Raw genomic sequence first — 16509 nt, forward strand, 5'->3', positions numbered from 1 at the left:
CCTAGCCCCGCCTGCAGCGGTGCAGCACCATGGCCGCTCCCAGAAGAAACATCGGCAAACTCAGCATCTGCCCCATCGAAAATCCCCCCAGGACAAATCCGATCTGCTCGTCGGGCTGCCTCACGAATTCCACCAGGAACCGGAACAGGCCGTACAGCGCGATGAACGACCACACCACCACGCCGTCATGCCGCACCCTTTTGGAAACCTGGTACAGGATCAGGAACATGAGCGGCCCCTCCAGGAAGGCCTCGTAGAGCTGCGACGGATGGCGCGGCAGCGCCCCCCCGGACGGGAAGACGATGCCCCAGGGGAGGTCGGTGACCCGGCCGTAGAGCTCGCCGTTGATGAAGTTGCCGATCCGGCCGAAGCCAAGCCCCACCGGGGCCGCCAGGAAGCCGATGTCGGCCAGGGGGTAGAAGTTCAGCTTGAACTTCCTGACGAAGTAGATACTCGCCAACAGCGCGCCGGCCAGGCCGCCGTGGAAGGACATCCCCCCTTCCCATACCGCGAACAGCTTGAGCGGGTGGGAGAGGTAGTAGGAGAAGTTGTAGAACAGGATGTACCCCAGGCGTCCGCCGAGGATCACCCCCACCGCGACGGTGAAGATCAGGTCGGCGACCTGGTCCTTGTTCAGGGGGAGTCCCTTTCGCTTCACCCCGGAGAGGATGATGAAGTAGGCGGCGACGAAGCCGCAGATGTACATGAGACCGTACCAGCGGAATTCCAGCGGCCCCAGGCGCAGGAAGACCGGGTCGATGTTCGGGAAGATCATGCTGCTTTCTCCAAGAGATGGTTGTACGCCCGGTCCGGGACCCGCGGCTTGCGCACGGGGGCCCCGGCCGGTGGGTGGGAGCTACTTCCTGAATTCGGGGGGGACGCCGAGGCGCTCCGCGCTTTCCCGCAACTGGTCCAGCCTTTTCTGCTGGGCCTGGACCCGGTCCTCGGCGTACTTGATGCTGCTCTGGATGGTGAGGTACTCGGAACGGGTCATGTGCGAGGTGTCGGCGACCCTTCCCTTCAAGGTGGCGAGGTCGGACTCCGCGTTCTTCAGGTTGGCATCGGCCTGCAGAAACTCCCTGCGCCAGGTCGCCTCGTCCTTGCCGCCGTAGGTTTTCTTCCCCGCCTGGGCGTCGTCTTTGGTCTTGGCGGGCTCGGCCGGGCCCTTCTCGATCACCGTGGGAGCGGCATCCTCCTCACCCACTCGCCTCGCCTTCTTGCGATACTTCTTGGGGACCTGGCCCAGGTCGTCGGCGAAGTTCACCGTACCCCTCTCGTCGGTCCACTGGTATGTCTCCGCCGCCGCGGTCAACGGGTAGAGCAGGAGCAACAGCACGAGCAATCTCTTCATTTTCGACCTCCTTTAGCCGTACCTTCTGGGATCTGCACCTCGTACCGGCCGTCCGGCCGCCGCATCGGTTAGCCCGGAGGCCAGCCGAGGTTGCGCCCGGCCAGCAGGTGGAAGTGGATGTGCCAGACCGACTGGCCGGCGCCGGCGTTGTTGTTGTTCACCAGGCGGAACCCCTGCTGGTCGAAGCCGCGCTCGCGGGCCAAAGACGCCGCGACCCGGTGCACCGCGCCGATCAGCTGGTCGTCCGCCGGGGTCAGCTCCAGGGTGTTGACCAGGTGCTTTTTCGGGATGATGAGGATATGGACCGGCGCCACCGGGTTGATGTCCTCGATGGCGAAAAGGAGTTCATCCTCGTAGACCTTCTTAACCGGGATGGCCCCATCGGCCATCTTGCAGAACAGACAATCACTCATGATTTCCTCCAGTTGAAAGTGATACCTCGAGCTTTTGCTCAAGCCTGCGCCGACTCCGGGGCCGGCTCGACCGTGCCCCCCTTGCGCAGGTGGATCAGGAACTCCTTGTTCCCCTTGGGACCGAGGATGGGTGACTCGCAGACGCCCAGGACCGAAAGCCCCAGCCCCCGGGCCAGTTCGGTCACGTTCTCCACGACCTCCTGGTGTTTCTTCTCGTCCCTGACCACGCCCCCCTTCCCCACCTGGCCGCGTCCCACCTCGAACTGCGGTTTGATCAGGGCCACGATGGTGGCGTCCTCCTTGATGAGGCGCAGCGTCGGGGGGAGCACCTTGTCCAGCGAGATGAAGGAGGCGTCGATGACGGCGAGGTCGGGGCACTCCGGCAGCGACTCCAGGTGCCGGATGTTGGTCTTTTCCAGGTTCACCACCCGCGGGTCCTCGCGCAGTTTCCAGGCGAGCTGTCCGTAGCCGACGTCGACCGCGTAGACCCTTTGGGCGCCGCGCTGCAAAAGGCAATCGGTGAATCCGCCGGTAGAGGCCCCCACGTCGACGGCGACCAGTCCCGCCACGGTGATCGCGAAACGGTCCAGTCCCTGCGCGAGTTTCAGGCCGCCGCGGCTCACGTACGGGAGCGGTTCCCCCTTCAGGCGGATCTCCGCCTCCAAGGAGACCATGAGCCCCGCCTTGTCCGCGAGGTGGTCGTCCACCACCACCTGTCCGGCCATGATCAGCGCCTTGGCCCTCTCCCGCGAGGGAGCGAGCCCCCGTTCCATGACCAGCTTGTCCAGTCTTTCCTTCGCCAAGCTAACTCCCGAACATCAAAAAAACAAAAATCGTAATTGTTAACGCAAAGCCGCAAAGGCGCGAAGGAACTACAAAAACTATTCAAAGGTTCTTGTCACACCAGTCTTTGGTGTCTTAGCGCCTTGGCGGCTTTGCGTCATCCATGGTTTTAAAGCTTTTACAGTTCACAGCAGTCATGCTTTTCTTTGGCGGCTTTGCGTTAATTTAAAGCTCTTGCAGTTCCCAGTATCTGTGTTTTCTTTGCGTCTTGGCGGCTTTGCGTCTTTGCGTTGAAGCTTTTTGCCTTTTATCAATACAACCCATGCAGCGGCCCGCCCGGCGCCGCCAGCTGTTCCACCCTTTTCTCCACCGCCGGATCCTCGATCAAGGGGGGCGCGTGGTGCGGCTTCACCCTGGCGTCGATGACCAGCGGCCCGCTGCAGCCCCACTGCTTGCAGACCGTGCTGGCCCCGACGCCGTAGATGTCCGCGGCCGGGTCGGAGCGGGTGAAGGTGACCCAGAGGAAGTTGTTCAGTTCCGCCGCGGTGAAGCGGCTGTCGTCGCAGACCACGATGAGCGGGAAGCCCTCCAGCCCCTCCACCCCCTCGAGCGCCCGGCACAGGGCCTCCATCTGCGCGTCCGCCTCCCCCTTCACGGTGCGGCACGGGGGCCCCTGCACGGCAATGACGCCGGGGAGACACAGGGCCGGCTCGGAAAACCCGGGCGCGAGCCTCACTGCCGCGGGGAGCTGTTGCCCCAGCGTGCGCCGCTTCTCGCCGATGGCCGCGAAGACCACCTTGGAGCCGCTGTTCAGCCCGGACCCGGAGTAGTCCAGGGTGTCCATGGTGGTGGCGGTCTGGAAATGGAGGTCGCGGCGCGGGTCGATGCGCTCCAGTACGTGCCCCAAAAACGCGGGGATGTCGTGGATGTCGAGCCTGGGCGCGTCCTCGTGCGCCGCGATCATCAGGTACTTGGCCAGCGAGAGCTGACCCTGCCCCAGCACCGCGTTGGCGATGGTCAGGAGTTCCTGCGGGGTGCGCCGCTCCCCGTAGGGGACGTAGCGCTCGCTTCCCATGGCGAACAACAGGGGGTGCACCCCGGCCGCGTCCACGGCGTGCACCGCCTTCACCCCCGGGATGACGGTCGGGATCAGCGGCCCGGTCAATTCGTGAATGAAGGCGCCGAAGGAAGTGTCCTCCTGGGGGGGACGCCCAACCGTGGTGAAGGGCCAGATGGCGCCGTCGCGGTGGAACACCTCCTCCACCCTGAGCACGGGGAAGTGGTGGGCCAGGCTGTAGTAGCCGAAATGGTCCCCGAAGGGCCCCTCGGGGAGGGTCTTGCCGGGATCGATGACGCCGGTGATGCAGAAGTCGGCCTCGGCGGGAATGGGGAGCCTTCCCTCGCGCCGCACCATCTCGATGCGGTGCCCGGCCAGGAGCCCGGCGAAGGAGAGCTCGGGCATCCCCTCGGGAAGCGGCATCACGGCGGCCACGGTCATGGAAGGGGCGCCCCCGACGAAGATGTTGACCCGGAACGGCTCCCCCTTCTCGATCGCCTCGGCGTGGTGGAAGCCGATGCCGCGGTGGATCTGGTAGTGCAGCCCGATCTCCTCGTTGGCGCGGTACTCCCCCCCGGAGAGCTGGACCCGGTACATCCCCAGGTTGGAATGGCGCAGGCCCGGCTGCAGCGCGCTCTCGGAGTAGACCTGGGGGAGGGTGATGAAGGCGCCGCCGTCGTCGGGCCAGGACTTCAACTGGGGGAGTTTATCGATGGTGGTGCGGTTGGCCAGGACCGGGCCGTCGCTCACGCTCTTGGGGAGGAGATGCCAGGCGGCGGGTACGGCGCCCACGAGCGTCGCGGGCTCGCGCAGCGCGCAGCGCGGGTCGACCTTGAGCTTCACCAGGCGCTCCACCGCCTTCAGTGTGTCCCTGAAGATGTACCTGGTCCGCTCCAGGGTGCCGAACAGGTTGCCCAGCATGGGAAACGAGCTCCCCTTGACCCTGGTGAAGAGCAGCGCCGGCCCTCCCGCCTGGTACACCCGGCGCTGGATCGAGCCGATCTCCAGCTCCGCGGAAACTTCACAGTCTATCCGCACCAGGGCGCCTGAGCGCTCCAGGTCGGCCACGCAAGATGCAAGGTCTTTATATCCCAACAAATCCTCCGCTTCGGTCAGCCTGATTACCGCATTACTTTTAATGCAGCCCCGCAGCCAAGTCAACACAAAAGACCCCCGCCCGCACCGGCACAAAGGAACACTGTTCCACCCGCCCGTTTTGTGCTAACCTGCGGACCTGATTACCATGAGGGAGAGCCCGTTGCCACGTTTCACCATCTTCAAAAAGATCCTGGTTATCACGCTGCTGCTCTCCCTGCTGCCGCTGTTGGTCTCCTCCGCCGTGCTCCTGGCCAACCTGCAGGCGACCAGCGCCCGTCTTTCCGCCGAGATCAGCGACTCCGACGACCGCCAGGCGGTCGAGTCGCTGCAGATGAAGGCGCGCGACCTCGCGGAAAACATCAAGGATTTCCTGCACCAGTGCGAGTGCGACCTCCTCTTCCTTTCGCGCTCCCCCCTCTCCCGCCCCGCCCTGCTCGACTTCTACCAGACCCGGCTCTCCGAGGTGTGGCAGCGCGGCGGCAGCTCCACCGCGGCCCAGGGGACCCACGAGTTCCTCCCCATCTACCGCTCCATCGCCCTCATCGGCCGAGACGGCAGGGAGCGGGTGGTGATCAAGAACGGCCGCTTCCTCCCCGAGAACCAGCTCGCCGACGTCTCCGCCCCGGCCAACACCGAGTTCAAGAGCGAGAACTACTTCGCGCGGGTGCGCGCCCTGAAGCCGGGCGAGATCTACGTCTCCCACCTGACCGGTTTCCACGTGAGCAAGCAGGAGCAGCTCGCGGGGGCCGCGGACCCGGAGAGCGCCTACGACGGCAAGATCTACCAGGGGGTGGTCCGCTTCGGGGCGCCCCTGTTCGACGCCAAGGGGGCCTTCAACGGCATGGTGCTCCTCTCCCTGGACCACCGCCACCTGATGGAGTTCACCCAGCACATCGACCCGGGCAAGAACGCCTCCTCGCTCTTTCCTTCCTACCAAAGCGGCAACTACGCCTTCCTCTTCGACGACGAGGGGTGGATCATCACCCACCCGAAGTTCTGGGACATCCGCGGCGTCGATCCGCTGGGGAGGCTGGTCCCCCCCTACACCGCCCGCTCCGGCAAGGCCGACATAGAGAGCGGCCGCATCCCCTTCAACCTTGACTACGCCGGCTTCGTGCACCCGGGCTACCCCAAGGTCTCGGCGGCCGTGCGCGCCAAACAGGAAGGGTTCGTCGACATCACCAACGTGGGGGGGGCCAAGAAGATCATGGCCTTCGCCCCCATCTTCTACGATACCGGCGACTACGCCAAACACGGCGTCTTTGGCGGCGTCACCATCGGCTTCCAGGTGGACCGCTTCCACGAGGCCTCGCGCAAGGGGGGCAGGCTCATCGACAAGCAGCTCGGCGAACACCGCCGCACCAGCGCCGTCATCATCCTGCTCACCGCCCTTGTCGCCGCGCTCTCGGCCTGGCTCCTCTCCCGCGGCATCAGCGTTCCCCTGCGGCAGCTGACCGAGAACGCCGGCAAGCTCGCCGCGGGCGATTTCGCCGAGAGGGTCGCCGTCAACTCCGCCGACGAGATCGGGGTCCTGGCCCAGACCTTCAACAACATGGCCGACGAACTGGACCGCCGCAAGCTGAGCCTCCTCTCCACCCTTGAGGAACTGAAGCAGTCCCGGCTGGAGATCATGGACGAGCGTAACTTCAAGGCGAGCGTGCTGGAAAGTATCTCAAGCGGCATCGTCACCTTCTCCCCCCAGGGCTTGCTCACCTCCATCAACCGCACCGGGAGGATCTTTCTCGGCGAGGAGGTGGCCGAGGGGACGCACTACCGCGAACTGTTCCGGGACTGGGGGGGGTTGGGCGACCGCATCGCCGCCGTATTCGCAACCAACGCCGGCTACGGCAGGGAGACCTTCCGCTTCGACCACGGCCCGGGCAAGACCCACTTCGACGTCGGCTTCTTCCCCATCGGGCACGACTCCGAGCACGGACTAACCATCACGCTTAGAAACGAGACCGAGCGCGAAAACCTGCACGAGGAGATGATGCGCCTGGACCGGCTCGCGTCGCTGGGTAAATTGTCGGCGGGGATCGCGCACGAGGTGAGAAATCCGCTCACCGGCATTTCGCTGCTCCTTGACGACCTGCATGACCAGGCGGCGGCGAGCAGCGCGGACCGGGAGCTGATCAAGAAGGCCCTGGCCGAGATCGAGCGGGTGGAAAAGCTGGTCAACGCCCTCTTGAACTACTCCTCCCCGGTGCGGGCGGAGTTCCGGGAATGCGACCTGAACCGCCTGGTGAACGATACCGTGCTCCTCTTGCGCCGCCCGTGCGAGAAGCATCGGGTGCAACTCGCCCTCGAGGAGGGGGAGGTCCCCTCCTTCAGGTTCGACCCGGAAAAGGTCAAACAGGCGGTGCTCAACATCATCAAGAACGCGCAGCAGGCCCTCCCCGGCGGGGGGCGCATCACGATCGCCACCTCCGTGCGGGACGGCTTCGCCGTGATCGAGATCGGCGACGACGGCCCGGGCATCGCGGCCGAGGACCTCCCGCTCATCTTCGAGCCCTTCTTCACCAGGAAGGGTGCCGGCACCGGGCTCGGTCTCTCCATCACCCAGCGCATCATCGAGGAACACCAGGGGCGGGTCCGGGTGGAGAGCGCGCCGGGATCAGGGACCCGTTTCACCGTAGAACTGCCGCTGGGCGGGCCATAGAATCGTAGCGGGCTTTGTTCCTGGGAGTGTGGAGAAGGCAGCCTGCAAGGCACCGCACGAGCCCCGCGTCCCCCCCTTTGCGAAGGGGGGACAGGGGGGATTTGCCTGGGACCTTTACTACCGTAAATCGGCGCAAACAAGGAAACCATGGAAAAGATACTGATCATAGACGATGAAGCCTTCATCTGCGAAAACGTGCAGCGCATCCTCTCCAGCGAGGGGTTCGAGGTCCTCGCCGCGGGGTCCGGGCAGCAGGCGCGTGAGCTGGTGGCCTCGGAGGAGATCGACCTCGCCCTGCTGGACCTGAACCTTGGCACCGAGGACGGCATCGACGTACTGAAAAACCTGAAGGAGATCGACCCGGAACTGCTGGTCATCATCATTACCGGCTACGGCTCCGTGGAGAGCGCGGTGGAATCGCTGAAGCTCGGTGCCTTCCACTACATGAAAAAGCCCTTCAAGGCGGACGCGCTGAGGCTGATCGTGAAACTCGCCCTGAAGACCCAGACCTTGAAGCGCGAGGTCAGAAAACTCCGGCGCGGCGACGGGTCCCTCCCCGGCGCCTCCCCCATCATCGGCAGGAGCGAGGCCTTCAACGAGGTGGTGGCCCAGGTGCGCGAGATCGCCCGCCTCCCCTCCACCGTCCTGATCACCGGCGAATCCGGCACCGGCAAGGAACTGGTGGCGCGCGCCATCCACGACCTCTCCGACCGCAAGGACGCCTCCTTCGTCGCCATCAACTGCGCCTCCATCCCGGCGACGCTTCTGGAAAGCGAGCTCTTCGGGCACGAGAAGGGGGCCTTCACCGGGGCCGGCACCCGGAAGAAGGGACTCTTCGAGGAGGCGCACCACGGCACCATCTTCCTGGACGAGATCGGGGAGATGGACATGGCGATGCAGGCCAAACTGTTGCGGGTGCTCCAGGAAAAGAGCATCCGCCGGGTCGGAGCCGTCAAGGACATCGACATCGACGTCCGGGTGGTCGCCGCCACCAACCGCGACCTGCTGCAGCGCATCGCCGAGAAGAGCTTCCGGGAGGATCTCTTTTACCGCCTCAACGTGTTCCCGATCCACATCCCCCCCCTGAGAGAGCGAACGGCCGACATCGCCGCGCTGGCCGCTTACTTTCTGGACGATTTCAGCCGCTCCTTCGGTCGCCAGTTCCGCGACGTCGCGCCTGAGGCCGAACGGCTCATGGCCCAATACGCCTGGCCGGGCAACGTCCGGGAACTCAGGAACGTCATCGAGCGCATCTGCATCATGCGTAGCGGCCCGACCCTGCTCCCCGAATACCTACCCCAGGAGATCAGGAGCGGCCAGTACGGGGACGCGGCGGCGCCCCAGCCGCCCAATCCCCTGACCATCCCCGAAGGGCTCGGACTCGAGGAGGCGATCAGCGGCATCGAGAAGGCCCTGATCGAGCAGGCGCTTGAGGCCACCGGCGGCAACGTGCTGCAGACCGCGGCCAACCTGAAGATCCCGCGCGGCACGCTGCGCTACAAGATGGACAAGTACGGCCTGTAGTTCTCAAACTCCTGTCGACCGTCGTCGACCGGCCGAAATAAAACGAAGTCCATCCCCTCCCCCCTCCGTTCTATTTCGGCCGCCCCGCCTACATTAGACCCGACCAACCACCCTTGCGCGCTACGCTGCCCCTTCCCACCTCATTCTAATCCTGCTCCGACACCTCACCCTGGCAACTATCCGCCACCGAAGTGGCGAATTTCGGCCACCGCACAGCGCCACAACCATCATTTTGCCGAAAGCGGTGCACCAAAAACGGCATGTTACGCCGCCGGGGCCGTGGCACCGCTGTTGCAGTATAACAATGTATCGTATACGTCGCGCCATCGGCGGCACCGGACGCGAGCAGCATCCAGTTAATCAACCGGTTCTAATACCAGCAGCACACCACTCAAGGAGGAGTATCGTATGAACCTGAAAGCCTGTTTTAAAAGCTTGGTCATGGCCGCAGCCCTTGCCCTGCCCGTGACCGCATTTGCCGCACCCGCACCCATCGTCATCAAGTTCAGCCACGTCGTCGCCCAGCATACACCCAAAGGGCAGGCCGCCGACTACTTCAAGAAACTGGCCGAGGAGCGCACCAAGGGGCGCGTGAAGGTAGAGGTCTACCCGAACAGCCAGCTCTACAAGGACAAGGAGGAGATGGAGGCCCTGCAGCTGGGCGCCGTGCAGATGCTCGCGCCGTCGCTGGCCAAGTTCGCTCCGCTGGGTGTGAAAGAGTTCGAGGTCTTCGACCTCCCCTTCATCTTCGACAACTACCAGGAACTGCACAAGGTTACCCAGGGGCCGGTGGGAGCGAAGCTCTTGAAGAAACTGGAGCCCAAGGGTATCCTCGGCCTGGCCTACTGGGATAACGGCTTCAAGGTGATGAGCGCCAACAAGCCCATCAAGAGCGTCGCCGACTTCAGGGGGCAGAAGATGCGCATCCAGTCCTCCAAGGTGCTCGATTCCGAGATGCGTTCCGCAGGCGCAATCCCGCAGGTGCTCGCCTTCTCCGAGGTGTACCAGGCGCTGCAGACCGGCGTCGTCGACGGCACCGAGAATCCCCCCTCCAACCTCTACACCCAGAAGATGCACGAGGTGCAAAAGTACGTCACCCTCTCCGACCACGGCTACCTGGGCTACGCGGTCATCGTCAACAAGAAGTTCTGGATGGGCCTGCCGGCCGACATCCGCACCATCCTGGAAGGGTGCATGAAGGACGCGACCAAGTACGCCAACGACGTGGCCAAGAAGGACAACGAGGAGGCTCTTGCCGCCGTCAAGAAGTCCGGCCGCAGCCAGCTGATCTCCCTGACCCCGCAGGAGCGCGCCGCCTGGAAGAAGACGATGGACAAGGCGCACAAGGAGAACATGGGGCGCATCGGTGCCGACATCGTCAAGGAAGTCTACGCCGCCACCGGTTACAGCGCGAACTAACCTCTACCGACCTGTACGTCACGGCCGCCGCGGGCTTCGCGGCGGCCGTTCAACGAGTTCCAGGAGAAGCCCATCATGATGAAGTATCTTGACCATCTTGAGGAAATCATCATCACCTTCCTCATCGGCGCCGCCACGGTGATCATCGCCCTGGCCGTCGGCCATCGCTATCTGTCCGGCCTCCCCATCCCGGGGCTGCAGGACTGGCTGCTTGCCATTAACATGAGCTGGGCGCAGGAGCTCTGCATCTACATGTTCGTCTGGATGGCCAAGTTCGGCGCCGCGTACGGCGTCCGTAGCGGCATCCACGTCGGCGTCGACGTCCTGGTCACCCGCATGCCCGATTCCTGGCGCAAGGTGACCGTCATCATCGCCATCCTGGGCGGCGCGCTCTTCACCGGCCTCATCGGCACCCTGGGCGCCAAATTCGTCTGGGAGAACGGCCTGCACTACGCCCTGTTCAACAAGCTGGGCATGAACGTCACCGAGCTGATCGAGGGCCCCACCACCCCCGACCTCGAGTGGCCGACCTGGATCGTCTACTCCGCGGTGCCGCTCGGCTCCTACCTGATGTGCTTCCGCTTCCTCCAGGTCGGCTTCGCCTTCCTGCGCACCGGCGAACTGCCGCACCACGACCACGCCCACGTCGACGGCATCGACGAGATCGGCTCGCTGGACGCCACGGACGCACTGGAGGAGTACGAGCAGCACAAGTTCAACCACAAGGACGCGCAGGGGGGTGTGAAATGAGTACTGCAGTAGCTGGCTGGGAACAGTTTTCCAAGAAAAAGGCGGCCACCTGGCTCCTGTGCATCGCCGTCGTCCTTGGAGCGATAGCCACCCTCGGCAGCACCGGCATCGTCTTCGCGCTCTTGCTGGCGCTCATGCTGACCGGCATGCCCATCTCCATCGCCCTGGGCCTTACCGTCCTCACTTTCCTGTTCTTCTTCTCGGAGGTCCCCACCGAGGCGGTGGCCATGAAGCTCTTCACCGGCATCGAGAAGTTCGAGATCATGGCGATCCCGTTCTTCATCCTGGCCGGCAACTTCCTGACCCACGGCGGCGTCGCCAAGAGGATGATCAACTTCGCCACCTCCATGGTCGGCCACTGGCACGGCGGTCTGGCGCTCGCCGGCGTCATGGCCTGCGCCCTGTTCGCCGCGGTCTCCGGTTCGAGCCCCGCGACGGTTGTCGCCATCGGCTCCATCATGATGCCCGCCATGGTGCGCGCCGGCTACCCCAAGCGTTTCGGCGCCGGCGTCATCACCACCTCGGGCTCGTTGGGCATCCTGATCCCCCCGTCCATCCCGATGGTCGTCTACTGCGTCGCCACCAACTCCTCGGTCGGCGCGCTCTTCATGGGCGGGGTCATCCCGGGCCTCATGCTCGCCTCGCTGCTCGGCCTCGTGGCCTGGTGGCGGGCGAAGCAGGGCAACATGCCCCGCATGAAGAAGGCGACCTGGGGCGAGCGGGCCAAGGCGTTCCGCGACAGCATCTGGGGCCTGTTCCTGATCGTCATCGTTTTGGGCGGGATCTACTCCGGCATGTTCACCCCGACCGAGGCCGCGGCCATGAGCGCGGTCTACGCCTTTGTCATCGCCGTCTTCGTCTACCGCGACGTGCCGTTCGCGAAGGTACCCAAGGTGTTGCTCGACTCGGCCAGCATGTCGGCGATGCTTTTGTACATCATCACCAACGCGGTGCTCTTCTCCTTCCTGATGACGCACGAGAACATCCCGCAGCTCATGGCGGACTGGATCCTCGGCCACAACCTGGGCGTGGTCTCCTTCCTCCTGGTCACCAACGTGCTGCTGCTTCTGGCCGGCAACGTGATGGAGCCCTCCTCCATCATCCTGATCCTCGCCCCGATCCTGTACCCGGTCGCCATGAAGCTCGGCATCGACCCGGTGCACTTCGGCGTGCTGATCACGGTCAACATGGAGGTCGGCATGTGCCACCCGCCGGTGGGCCTGAACCTCTACGTTGCCAGCGGCATCACCAAGATGGGAATATCGGAGCTCACCGTCGCCGTCTGGCCCTGGCTCCTGGCCATGCTCGGCTTCATGCTGCTCGTCACCTACGTGCCGATCATCTCGCTCTGGCTGCCGCGCGCGCTCGGCTACTAGCCGGTCACGTTTAGCAGGTGCAGCAACAAAAAGGGCCTGTCCATCGGACAGGCCCTTTTTCAACCACACCTATGACATGCACCCGAAAAACCTTTACCCCCGGGAAGAGTTGCGCTATCAATGCCGAGTTCCCCTTAACGCCCGACTGAGGAAGCACACCTATGATCCCCCTGCTGGTAGCAATATTCCTGGTCGCATACGCGGCCATCGCCCTTGAGCATCCGATCAGGATCAACAAGTCGTCATCGGCTCTTTTGGGCGCAGGCCTTCTTTGGTCGGTGTACGCCCTTCTCGGTCCGGAAAGCCACGTGGTCGTGCATCAGTTGAACGAGTCGCTGGCCGCGACGGCGCAGATCGTCTTTTTTCTGATCGGGGCCATGACCATAGTGGAAGTCATCGACGCGCATAACGGCTTCGAGGTGATCACCACCCACATCAAAACCAGCAAGCTCTCCTCGCTTATGTGGCTGGTCGGATTCGTTACGTTCTTCCTGAGTTCCGTCCTTGACAACCTCACCACGACCATCGTCATGATTTCGCTGATGAAGAAGCTCCTCGACCGCCATGAAGACCGGCTCTTCTTTGCCGGCCTCATCGTCATCGCTGCCAATGCCGGCGGCGCCTGGACCCCCATCGGCGACGTGACCACCACCATGCTCTGGATCGGCGGACAGATCACCACGCTGCAGATCATGAAAGGCGTGCTCGCCCCCGCCCTGGTGAATCTCCTGCTGCCGCTGGCCGTCGTTGCCTACCAGCTCAGGGGGCGCGAGGTGGTGGCCCCGGTGCGCCTGGACAACGGTGACCTGCCCCAGTCTACCCTGTTCGAGCGCAACCTCATGTTCTTTCTCGGCATCGGCATCCTGGTGAGCGTTCCTATCTTCAAGACCGTGACCCACCTCCCGCCTTTCATGGGAATCCTGCTCGGGCTCGGCCTGCTCTGGCTCGCCGGTGACCTGGTGCACCGCAACAAGGAGGAGATGGACAAGCGGCACTTCACCCTCGCCCATGCCTTGGAGAAGATCGACATGAGCTCCATCGTCTTCTTCATCGGCATACTGCTCGCGGTGGCCACCCTTGAGCACACGCACATCCTGGCGGCGATCGCCACCTGGCTGGACCGCGCCGTCGGTCGCCTCGACCTGATCGTGACGCTTATCGGCCTGGTGAGCGCTATCGTGGACAACGTACCGCTGGTCGCAGCAAGCATGGGAATGTACGACCTGGCGCAGCACCCGGCGGACAGCTTCCTCTGGGAATTCATGGCCTACTGCGCTGGAACCGGAGGCTCCATCCTGGTAATCGGCTCGGCCGCTGGGGTCGCGGCCATGGGGCTCGAGAAGCTGCATTTCTTCTGGTACATGAAGCGGATCAGCGGCTTGGCTCTCCTCGGCTACTTCGGCGGCATAGCAGTTTACCTGCTGCAGGCCAGGCTTTTCGGCTGACCCCACGGCTGCTGTTGCGGCACCCCACCGCTCCCGTATCATCCCCCACCGGTTTGCGAAGGTCTGCCCGGGTCTGTCTGGATTTTCCTGGATCGCGCGCCTACCAGGCCCGGAACAACCCCGAGTCGATATGGACGAAGCCGGACTGGGGATAGTAGCCGACCCCTCCGGCGGCGAGGGCGAGGGCGGTGTGCCTGATCCGGTCGAGACCTATCCTCGGGATGGCGAGGTCGATGGCCATTCCCTTCATGTGCAGGCTGTCCTTGGCCACCCCCGCCGACCTGCTGCGCAGACGGGCGTTGTACTCGGGCGAGCGGTAGCCGGAGATGATGTGGATTTCGTTGCCACCGCCCAGGCTGTTGTCGAGCCGATTCAGGTACTCGAGCACGCGGAGGTCCATGGCGGTCGTTTCGTTGGTATGGTGACAGCGGAAGATCCAGTTGAGGGCCTGGAGGGCGTCGTCGCAGTATTCGCCGAGGCCGTTGCGGTAGGTGACGGTGAGCCTTTCCTTGCAGTTGACGTTGTAGAGGGAGAGCTTCCCCTCCGGGACCCCGCCCCCTTCCATGAATTTCGCGAACGCCGATTTCGCCCCCACAAGGGTGGCTGCGAAAAAAGCTGAGGACTTAAGAAACATCCTGCGGCACAACATTGTGTCTTTCACATAAACTCCTATAAATCAGAGAGTTAGCGCATGCCGGCGCTATCCCTTGCTACCACAAAGCCTCCCTTCCTGTCAACCGTGCCATGCCCGAACCGGCTCTTTAACTTGCTAATGTGCCTTTGTATGTTTTCCTCTCTTGGTCGGCACCCACTCCCCAAACAGGGGGCCAGGCCATGAAGATCCCGTATGCCACCAAGACCACGGCGCTCCTCTCGGGGATGACCCTCGCACTCATGCTCTCCACCGGCGAGTACCTCACCGGCCCGGTCAGCGCCCTCTGCACCATAACCGGCGCCATCTGGTTTCCGGTCTCCATCGCCGTTTTCGTCCATGGCAAGCAGACCATCGAATACAAGATCCAGTCGCTGCGCGGCGAGCGTCCCTACATCGACATCCCCAAGGACATCACCCCGCGGGCGCTGATCTGGTTCTCCTCGACGCTGGCCACCGCCTGGATCCTCAGCCTATTCTACCAGCACCCCTGAACGCGAAAAGGGGAACTCGTGTGAGTTCCCCTTCCCCTTGACTCTCCATATTCCTATTTTCGTCTCACAACTCGAAGGGCTGCTCCGAATCCGATTCCAGCGCCATCCGGATCGCCTTGATCATCTCGACCGGCGAGAACGGTTTCTGGATCAGGTGGAAATCCTCCTTCGCGTGCAGGTGATCCGGCCGGTAGCCGCTCATAAAGACGGCCTTCGCCTTCGGATTCACCTTCTTGATCTCCTTGAAACAGCTGATGCCGTCCTTGCGCGGCATGACGACGTCCAGGACCACCAGGTGGATGGGGCCGTTCTCCGTGTACTTCTCCAGGGCGTCCTGTCCGTCCTCGGCGGTGATCACCTTGTACCCGTAGCTGGCCAGAAAGTCGGACAGCATCTCGCGGAGCTGCTTCTCGTCATCGACGATCAGGATGGTCTCCGACCCCTGGTAACTGTTGTTGATCTTGTTCATCATGATCTCCATGCTACTGATCCAGTCGATCTTCGACCCCTCGGTCCTCAGTCGGTCAGGCGTGTTGATCTTCAGTATGAATTCCGTCTCGTAGATGATGCTGGAAGCGGAGGTATTGAGGGCACTGGCGAGGGCGAATATGGAAACGAGGCTCGGCTGCTGCTTCCCCCCTTCGATGTTGGAGATGAACTTGCGGTCCAGGCAACTGGACATGGACAGTTTGTCCTGGGAGAGGTTGCGCTCCCTTCTCAACCTGCGGATTACAATGCCAAAAGCTTCTTCAATAGTCATTAACCACCCTCCACATGGGAAGCTTTTATAGCAAGTTTTCATATAAATTGCTGTAGACAATTACCCCCACAAATTAGAGCCGGTTGTTAAGAAGTGCCCACCCGGTCCACGACAAGATGGACCTCCGCTCCCCCTCGACCCGTCAGATTCCCACCGCTCGGATCACAATGATCTAATGTACATAGCAAAAGCATAGTCGATTGGTCAAGCAATACCCTCAGTGTCACCGACACCATTCCTGTTCCACGATGGGGCGGACACGGCACGGGTATATCAAAAGTTATAGAGAATTATGCCCGGTTGTATATTCAATTCTATGAAACTAAAGCGTATCAATAGATCATCTACAACCAGCGACAGTTCTTACGGGTTTCGGATGTGACATATGAAAATCTTCGCTGAGAGAAACTCGGTACGTTTCAAAGGGGAGATCCCGCTGGAAGTCAAGCAGGGAACGGGTATCACCCGCGATTTCAGCTCGTGCGGCCTCTACTTCTTCACCGACCAGCAGGTCCTCGTGGGGGAATCCCTCGAACTGGTCATGCTGCTCGAACACCAAAACCAGACGCGAACGGTGAGGCTGCGCTGCCAGGCGGACGTGGTGCGGGTTGAAGCGGAGGCCGACCGTCTGGGCGTCGCCGTCGCCATCACGAGACACCTGGTGGACACGACGGCCAACGCCGCCATCGGCCACGGCTGATCTGAGTATCGCTTTCAACACTTTGCTG

The 16509-nt window shown here is 63.0% G+C and carries 15 protein-coding genes; 8 read left to right on the forward strand and 7 right to left on the reverse strand.

All coding sequences use genetic code 11. From position 1 onward, the window contains the following. Position 1: 1 nt before the first annotated feature. The 5 genes from lgt to KOL99_RS06670 all read right to left on the reverse strand — a co-directional run bounded on the left by lgt (position 2) and on the right by KOL99_RS06670 (position 4699). Positions 2-775, reverse strand: a complete 774-nt coding sequence (lgt, locus tag KOL99_RS06650; RefSeq protein ID WP_216509698.1) for a prolipoprotein diacylglyceryl transferase — start codon at positions 773-775, stop codon at positions 2-4. An 81-nt stretch (positions 776-856) separates the two neighbouring features. Next, positions 857-1351: a DUF4124 domain-containing protein gene (locus tag KOL99_RS06655; RefSeq protein WP_216509699.1), complete on the reverse strand. Its 495-nt coding sequence runs from the start codon at positions 1349-1351 to the stop codon at positions 857-859. A gap of 68 nt (positions 1352-1419) precedes the next feature. Beyond that, positions 1420-1764 carry a histidine triad nucleotide-binding protein gene (locus KOL99_RS06660; protein ID WP_216509700.1) on the reverse strand — a complete coding sequence of 115 codons (345 nt, stop codon included), beginning with the start codon at positions 1762-1764 and terminating at the stop codon, positions 1420-1422. 38 nt (positions 1765-1802) lie between these two features. Next, positions 1803-2567 carry a TlyA family RNA methyltransferase gene (locus tag KOL99_RS06665; RefSeq protein ID WP_216509701.1) on the reverse strand — a complete coding sequence of 255 codons (765 nt, stop codon included), beginning with the start codon at positions 2565-2567 and terminating at the stop codon, positions 1803-1805. Positions 2568-2857: 290 nt separating this feature from the next. Continuing rightward, positions 2858-4699, reverse strand: a complete 1842-nt coding sequence (locus KOL99_RS06670) for a UbiD family decarboxylase (RefSeq protein ID WP_216509702.1) — start codon at positions 4697-4699, stop codon at positions 2858-2860. Between the two features lie 163 nt (positions 4700-4862). Here KOL99_RS06670 and KOL99_RS06675 point away from each other — a divergent pair, with 163 nt between their 5' ends. The 6 genes from KOL99_RS06675 (at position 4863) to nhaD (ending at position 13875) form a co-directional block, all read left to right on the forward strand. After that, positions 4863-7361, forward strand: coding sequence for a PAS domain-containing sensor histidine kinase (locus KOL99_RS06675; protein ID WP_216509703.1), 2499 nt, complete (start codon positions 4863-4865; stop codon positions 7359-7361). A 147-nt stretch (positions 7362-7508) separates the two neighbouring features. Beyond that, on the forward strand, positions 7509-8885 hold the full coding sequence (locus KOL99_RS06680) for a sigma-54-dependent transcriptional regulator (RefSeq protein WP_216509704.1): 1377 nt from the start codon (positions 7509-7511) through the stop codon (positions 8883-8885). A 408-nt stretch (positions 8886-9293) separates the two neighbouring features. Beyond that, the gene (locus KOL99_RS06685; protein ID WP_216509705.1) at positions 9294-10304 is read left to right on the forward strand and encodes a TRAP transporter substrate-binding protein; all 1011 of its coding nucleotides are present in this window, start codon (positions 9294-9296) and stop codon (positions 10302-10304) included. Positions 10305-10379: 75 nt separating this feature from the next. Beyond that, a complete protein-coding gene (locus KOL99_RS06690; protein ID WP_216509706.1) occupies positions 10380-11054 on the forward strand; it encodes a TRAP transporter small permease in 675 nt (224 codons plus the stop codon). Then, complete coding sequence (locus KOL99_RS06695) at positions 11051-12430, forward strand: TRAP transporter large permease (RefSeq protein ID WP_216509707.1); 1380 nt, start codon at positions 11051-11053, stop codon at positions 12428-12430. The genes KOL99_RS06690 and KOL99_RS06695 overlap by 4 nt, the downstream gene beginning before the upstream one ends. Before the next feature lie 161 nt (positions 12431-12591). Beyond that, complete coding sequence (gene nhaD, locus KOL99_RS06700; protein ID WP_216509708.1) at positions 12592-13875, forward strand: sodium:proton antiporter NhaD; 1284 nt, start codon at positions 12592-12594, stop codon at positions 13873-13875. A gap of 100 nt (positions 13876-13975) precedes the next feature. Here nhaD and KOL99_RS06705 read toward each other — a convergent pair whose 3' ends face one another. Continuing rightward, on the reverse strand, positions 13976-14536 hold the full coding sequence (locus KOL99_RS06705; protein WP_216509709.1) for a YcbK family protein: 561 nt from the start codon (positions 14534-14536) through the stop codon (positions 13976-13978). Positions 14537-14709: 173 nt separating this feature from the next. On the opposite strand from KOL99_RS06705, the gene KOL99_RS06710 reads away from it, so the two are divergent. Continuing rightward, complete coding sequence (locus KOL99_RS06710) at positions 14710-15021, forward strand: hypothetical protein (RefSeq protein WP_216509710.1); 312 nt, start codon at positions 14710-14712, stop codon at positions 15019-15021. Positions 15022-15085: 64 nt separating this feature from the next. On the opposite strand, the gene KOL99_RS06715 is transcribed toward KOL99_RS06710, so the two are convergent. Further along, the gene (locus KOL99_RS06715; RefSeq protein ID WP_216509711.1) at positions 15086-15781 is read right to left on the reverse strand and encodes a helix-turn-helix domain-containing protein; all 696 of its coding nucleotides are present in this window, start codon (positions 15779-15781) and stop codon (positions 15086-15088) included. Positions 15782-16166: 385 nt separating this feature from the next. Between KOL99_RS06715 and KOL99_RS06720 the strand changes: the two genes are divergently transcribed. Further along, entirely contained in the window at positions 16167-16481 is a 315-nt protein-coding gene (locus KOL99_RS06720; protein WP_216509712.1) for a PilZ domain-containing protein, read from the forward strand. Positions 16482-16509 lie beyond the last annotated feature (28 nt).

The sequence above is a fragment of the Geomonas azotofigens genome (assembly GCF_018919395.1).
Lineage (GTDB): Bacteria > Desulfobacterota > Desulfuromonadia > Geobacterales > Geobacteraceae > Geomonas > Geomonas azotofigens.

Bases quoted from the DNA above. Each gene is read 5' to 3' on its own strand.
- KOL99_RS06685 (WP_216509705.1), top strand. From the start codon at position 9,294: ATGAACCTGAAAGCCTGTTTTAAAAGCTTGGTCATGGCCGCAGCCCTT.
- KOL99_RS06680 (WP_216509704.1), top strand. From the start codon at position 7,509: ATGGAAAAGATACTGATCATAGACGATGAAGCCTTCATCTGCGAAAAC.
- KOL99_RS06720 (WP_216509712.1), top strand. From the start codon at position 16,167: ATGAAAATCTTCGCTGAGAGAAACTCGGTACGTTTCAAAGGGGAGATC.
- KOL99_RS06690 (WP_216509706.1), top strand. From the start codon at position 10,380: ATGATGAAGTATCTTGACCATCTTGAGGAAATCATCATCACCTTCCTC.
- KOL99_RS06710 (WP_216509710.1), top strand. From the start codon at position 14,710: ATGAAGATCCCGTATGCCACCAAGACCACGGCGCTCCTCTCGGGGATG.
- nhaD (WP_216509708.1), top strand. From the start codon at position 12,592: ATGATCCCCCTGCTGGTAGCAATATTCCTGGTCGCATACGCGGCCATC.
- KOL99_RS06655 (WP_216509699.1), bottom strand. From the start codon at position 1,351: ATGAAGAGATTGCTCGTGCTGTTGCTCCTGCTCTACCCGTTGACCGCG.
- KOL99_RS06660 (WP_216509700.1), bottom strand. From the start codon at position 1,764: ATGAGTGATTGTCTGTTCTGCAAGATGGCCGATGGGGCCATCCCGGTT.
- KOL99_RS06695 (WP_216509707.1), top strand. From the start codon at position 11,051: ATGAGTACTGCAGTAGCTGGCTGGGAACAGTTTTCCAAGAAAAAGGCG.
- lgt (WP_216509698.1), bottom strand. From the start codon at position 775: ATGATCTTCCCGAACATCGACCCGGTCTTCCTGCGCCTGGGGCCGCTG.
- KOL99_RS06715 (WP_216509711.1), bottom strand. From the start codon at position 15,781: ATGACTATTGAAGAAGCTTTTGGCATTGTAATCCGCAGGTTGAGAAGG.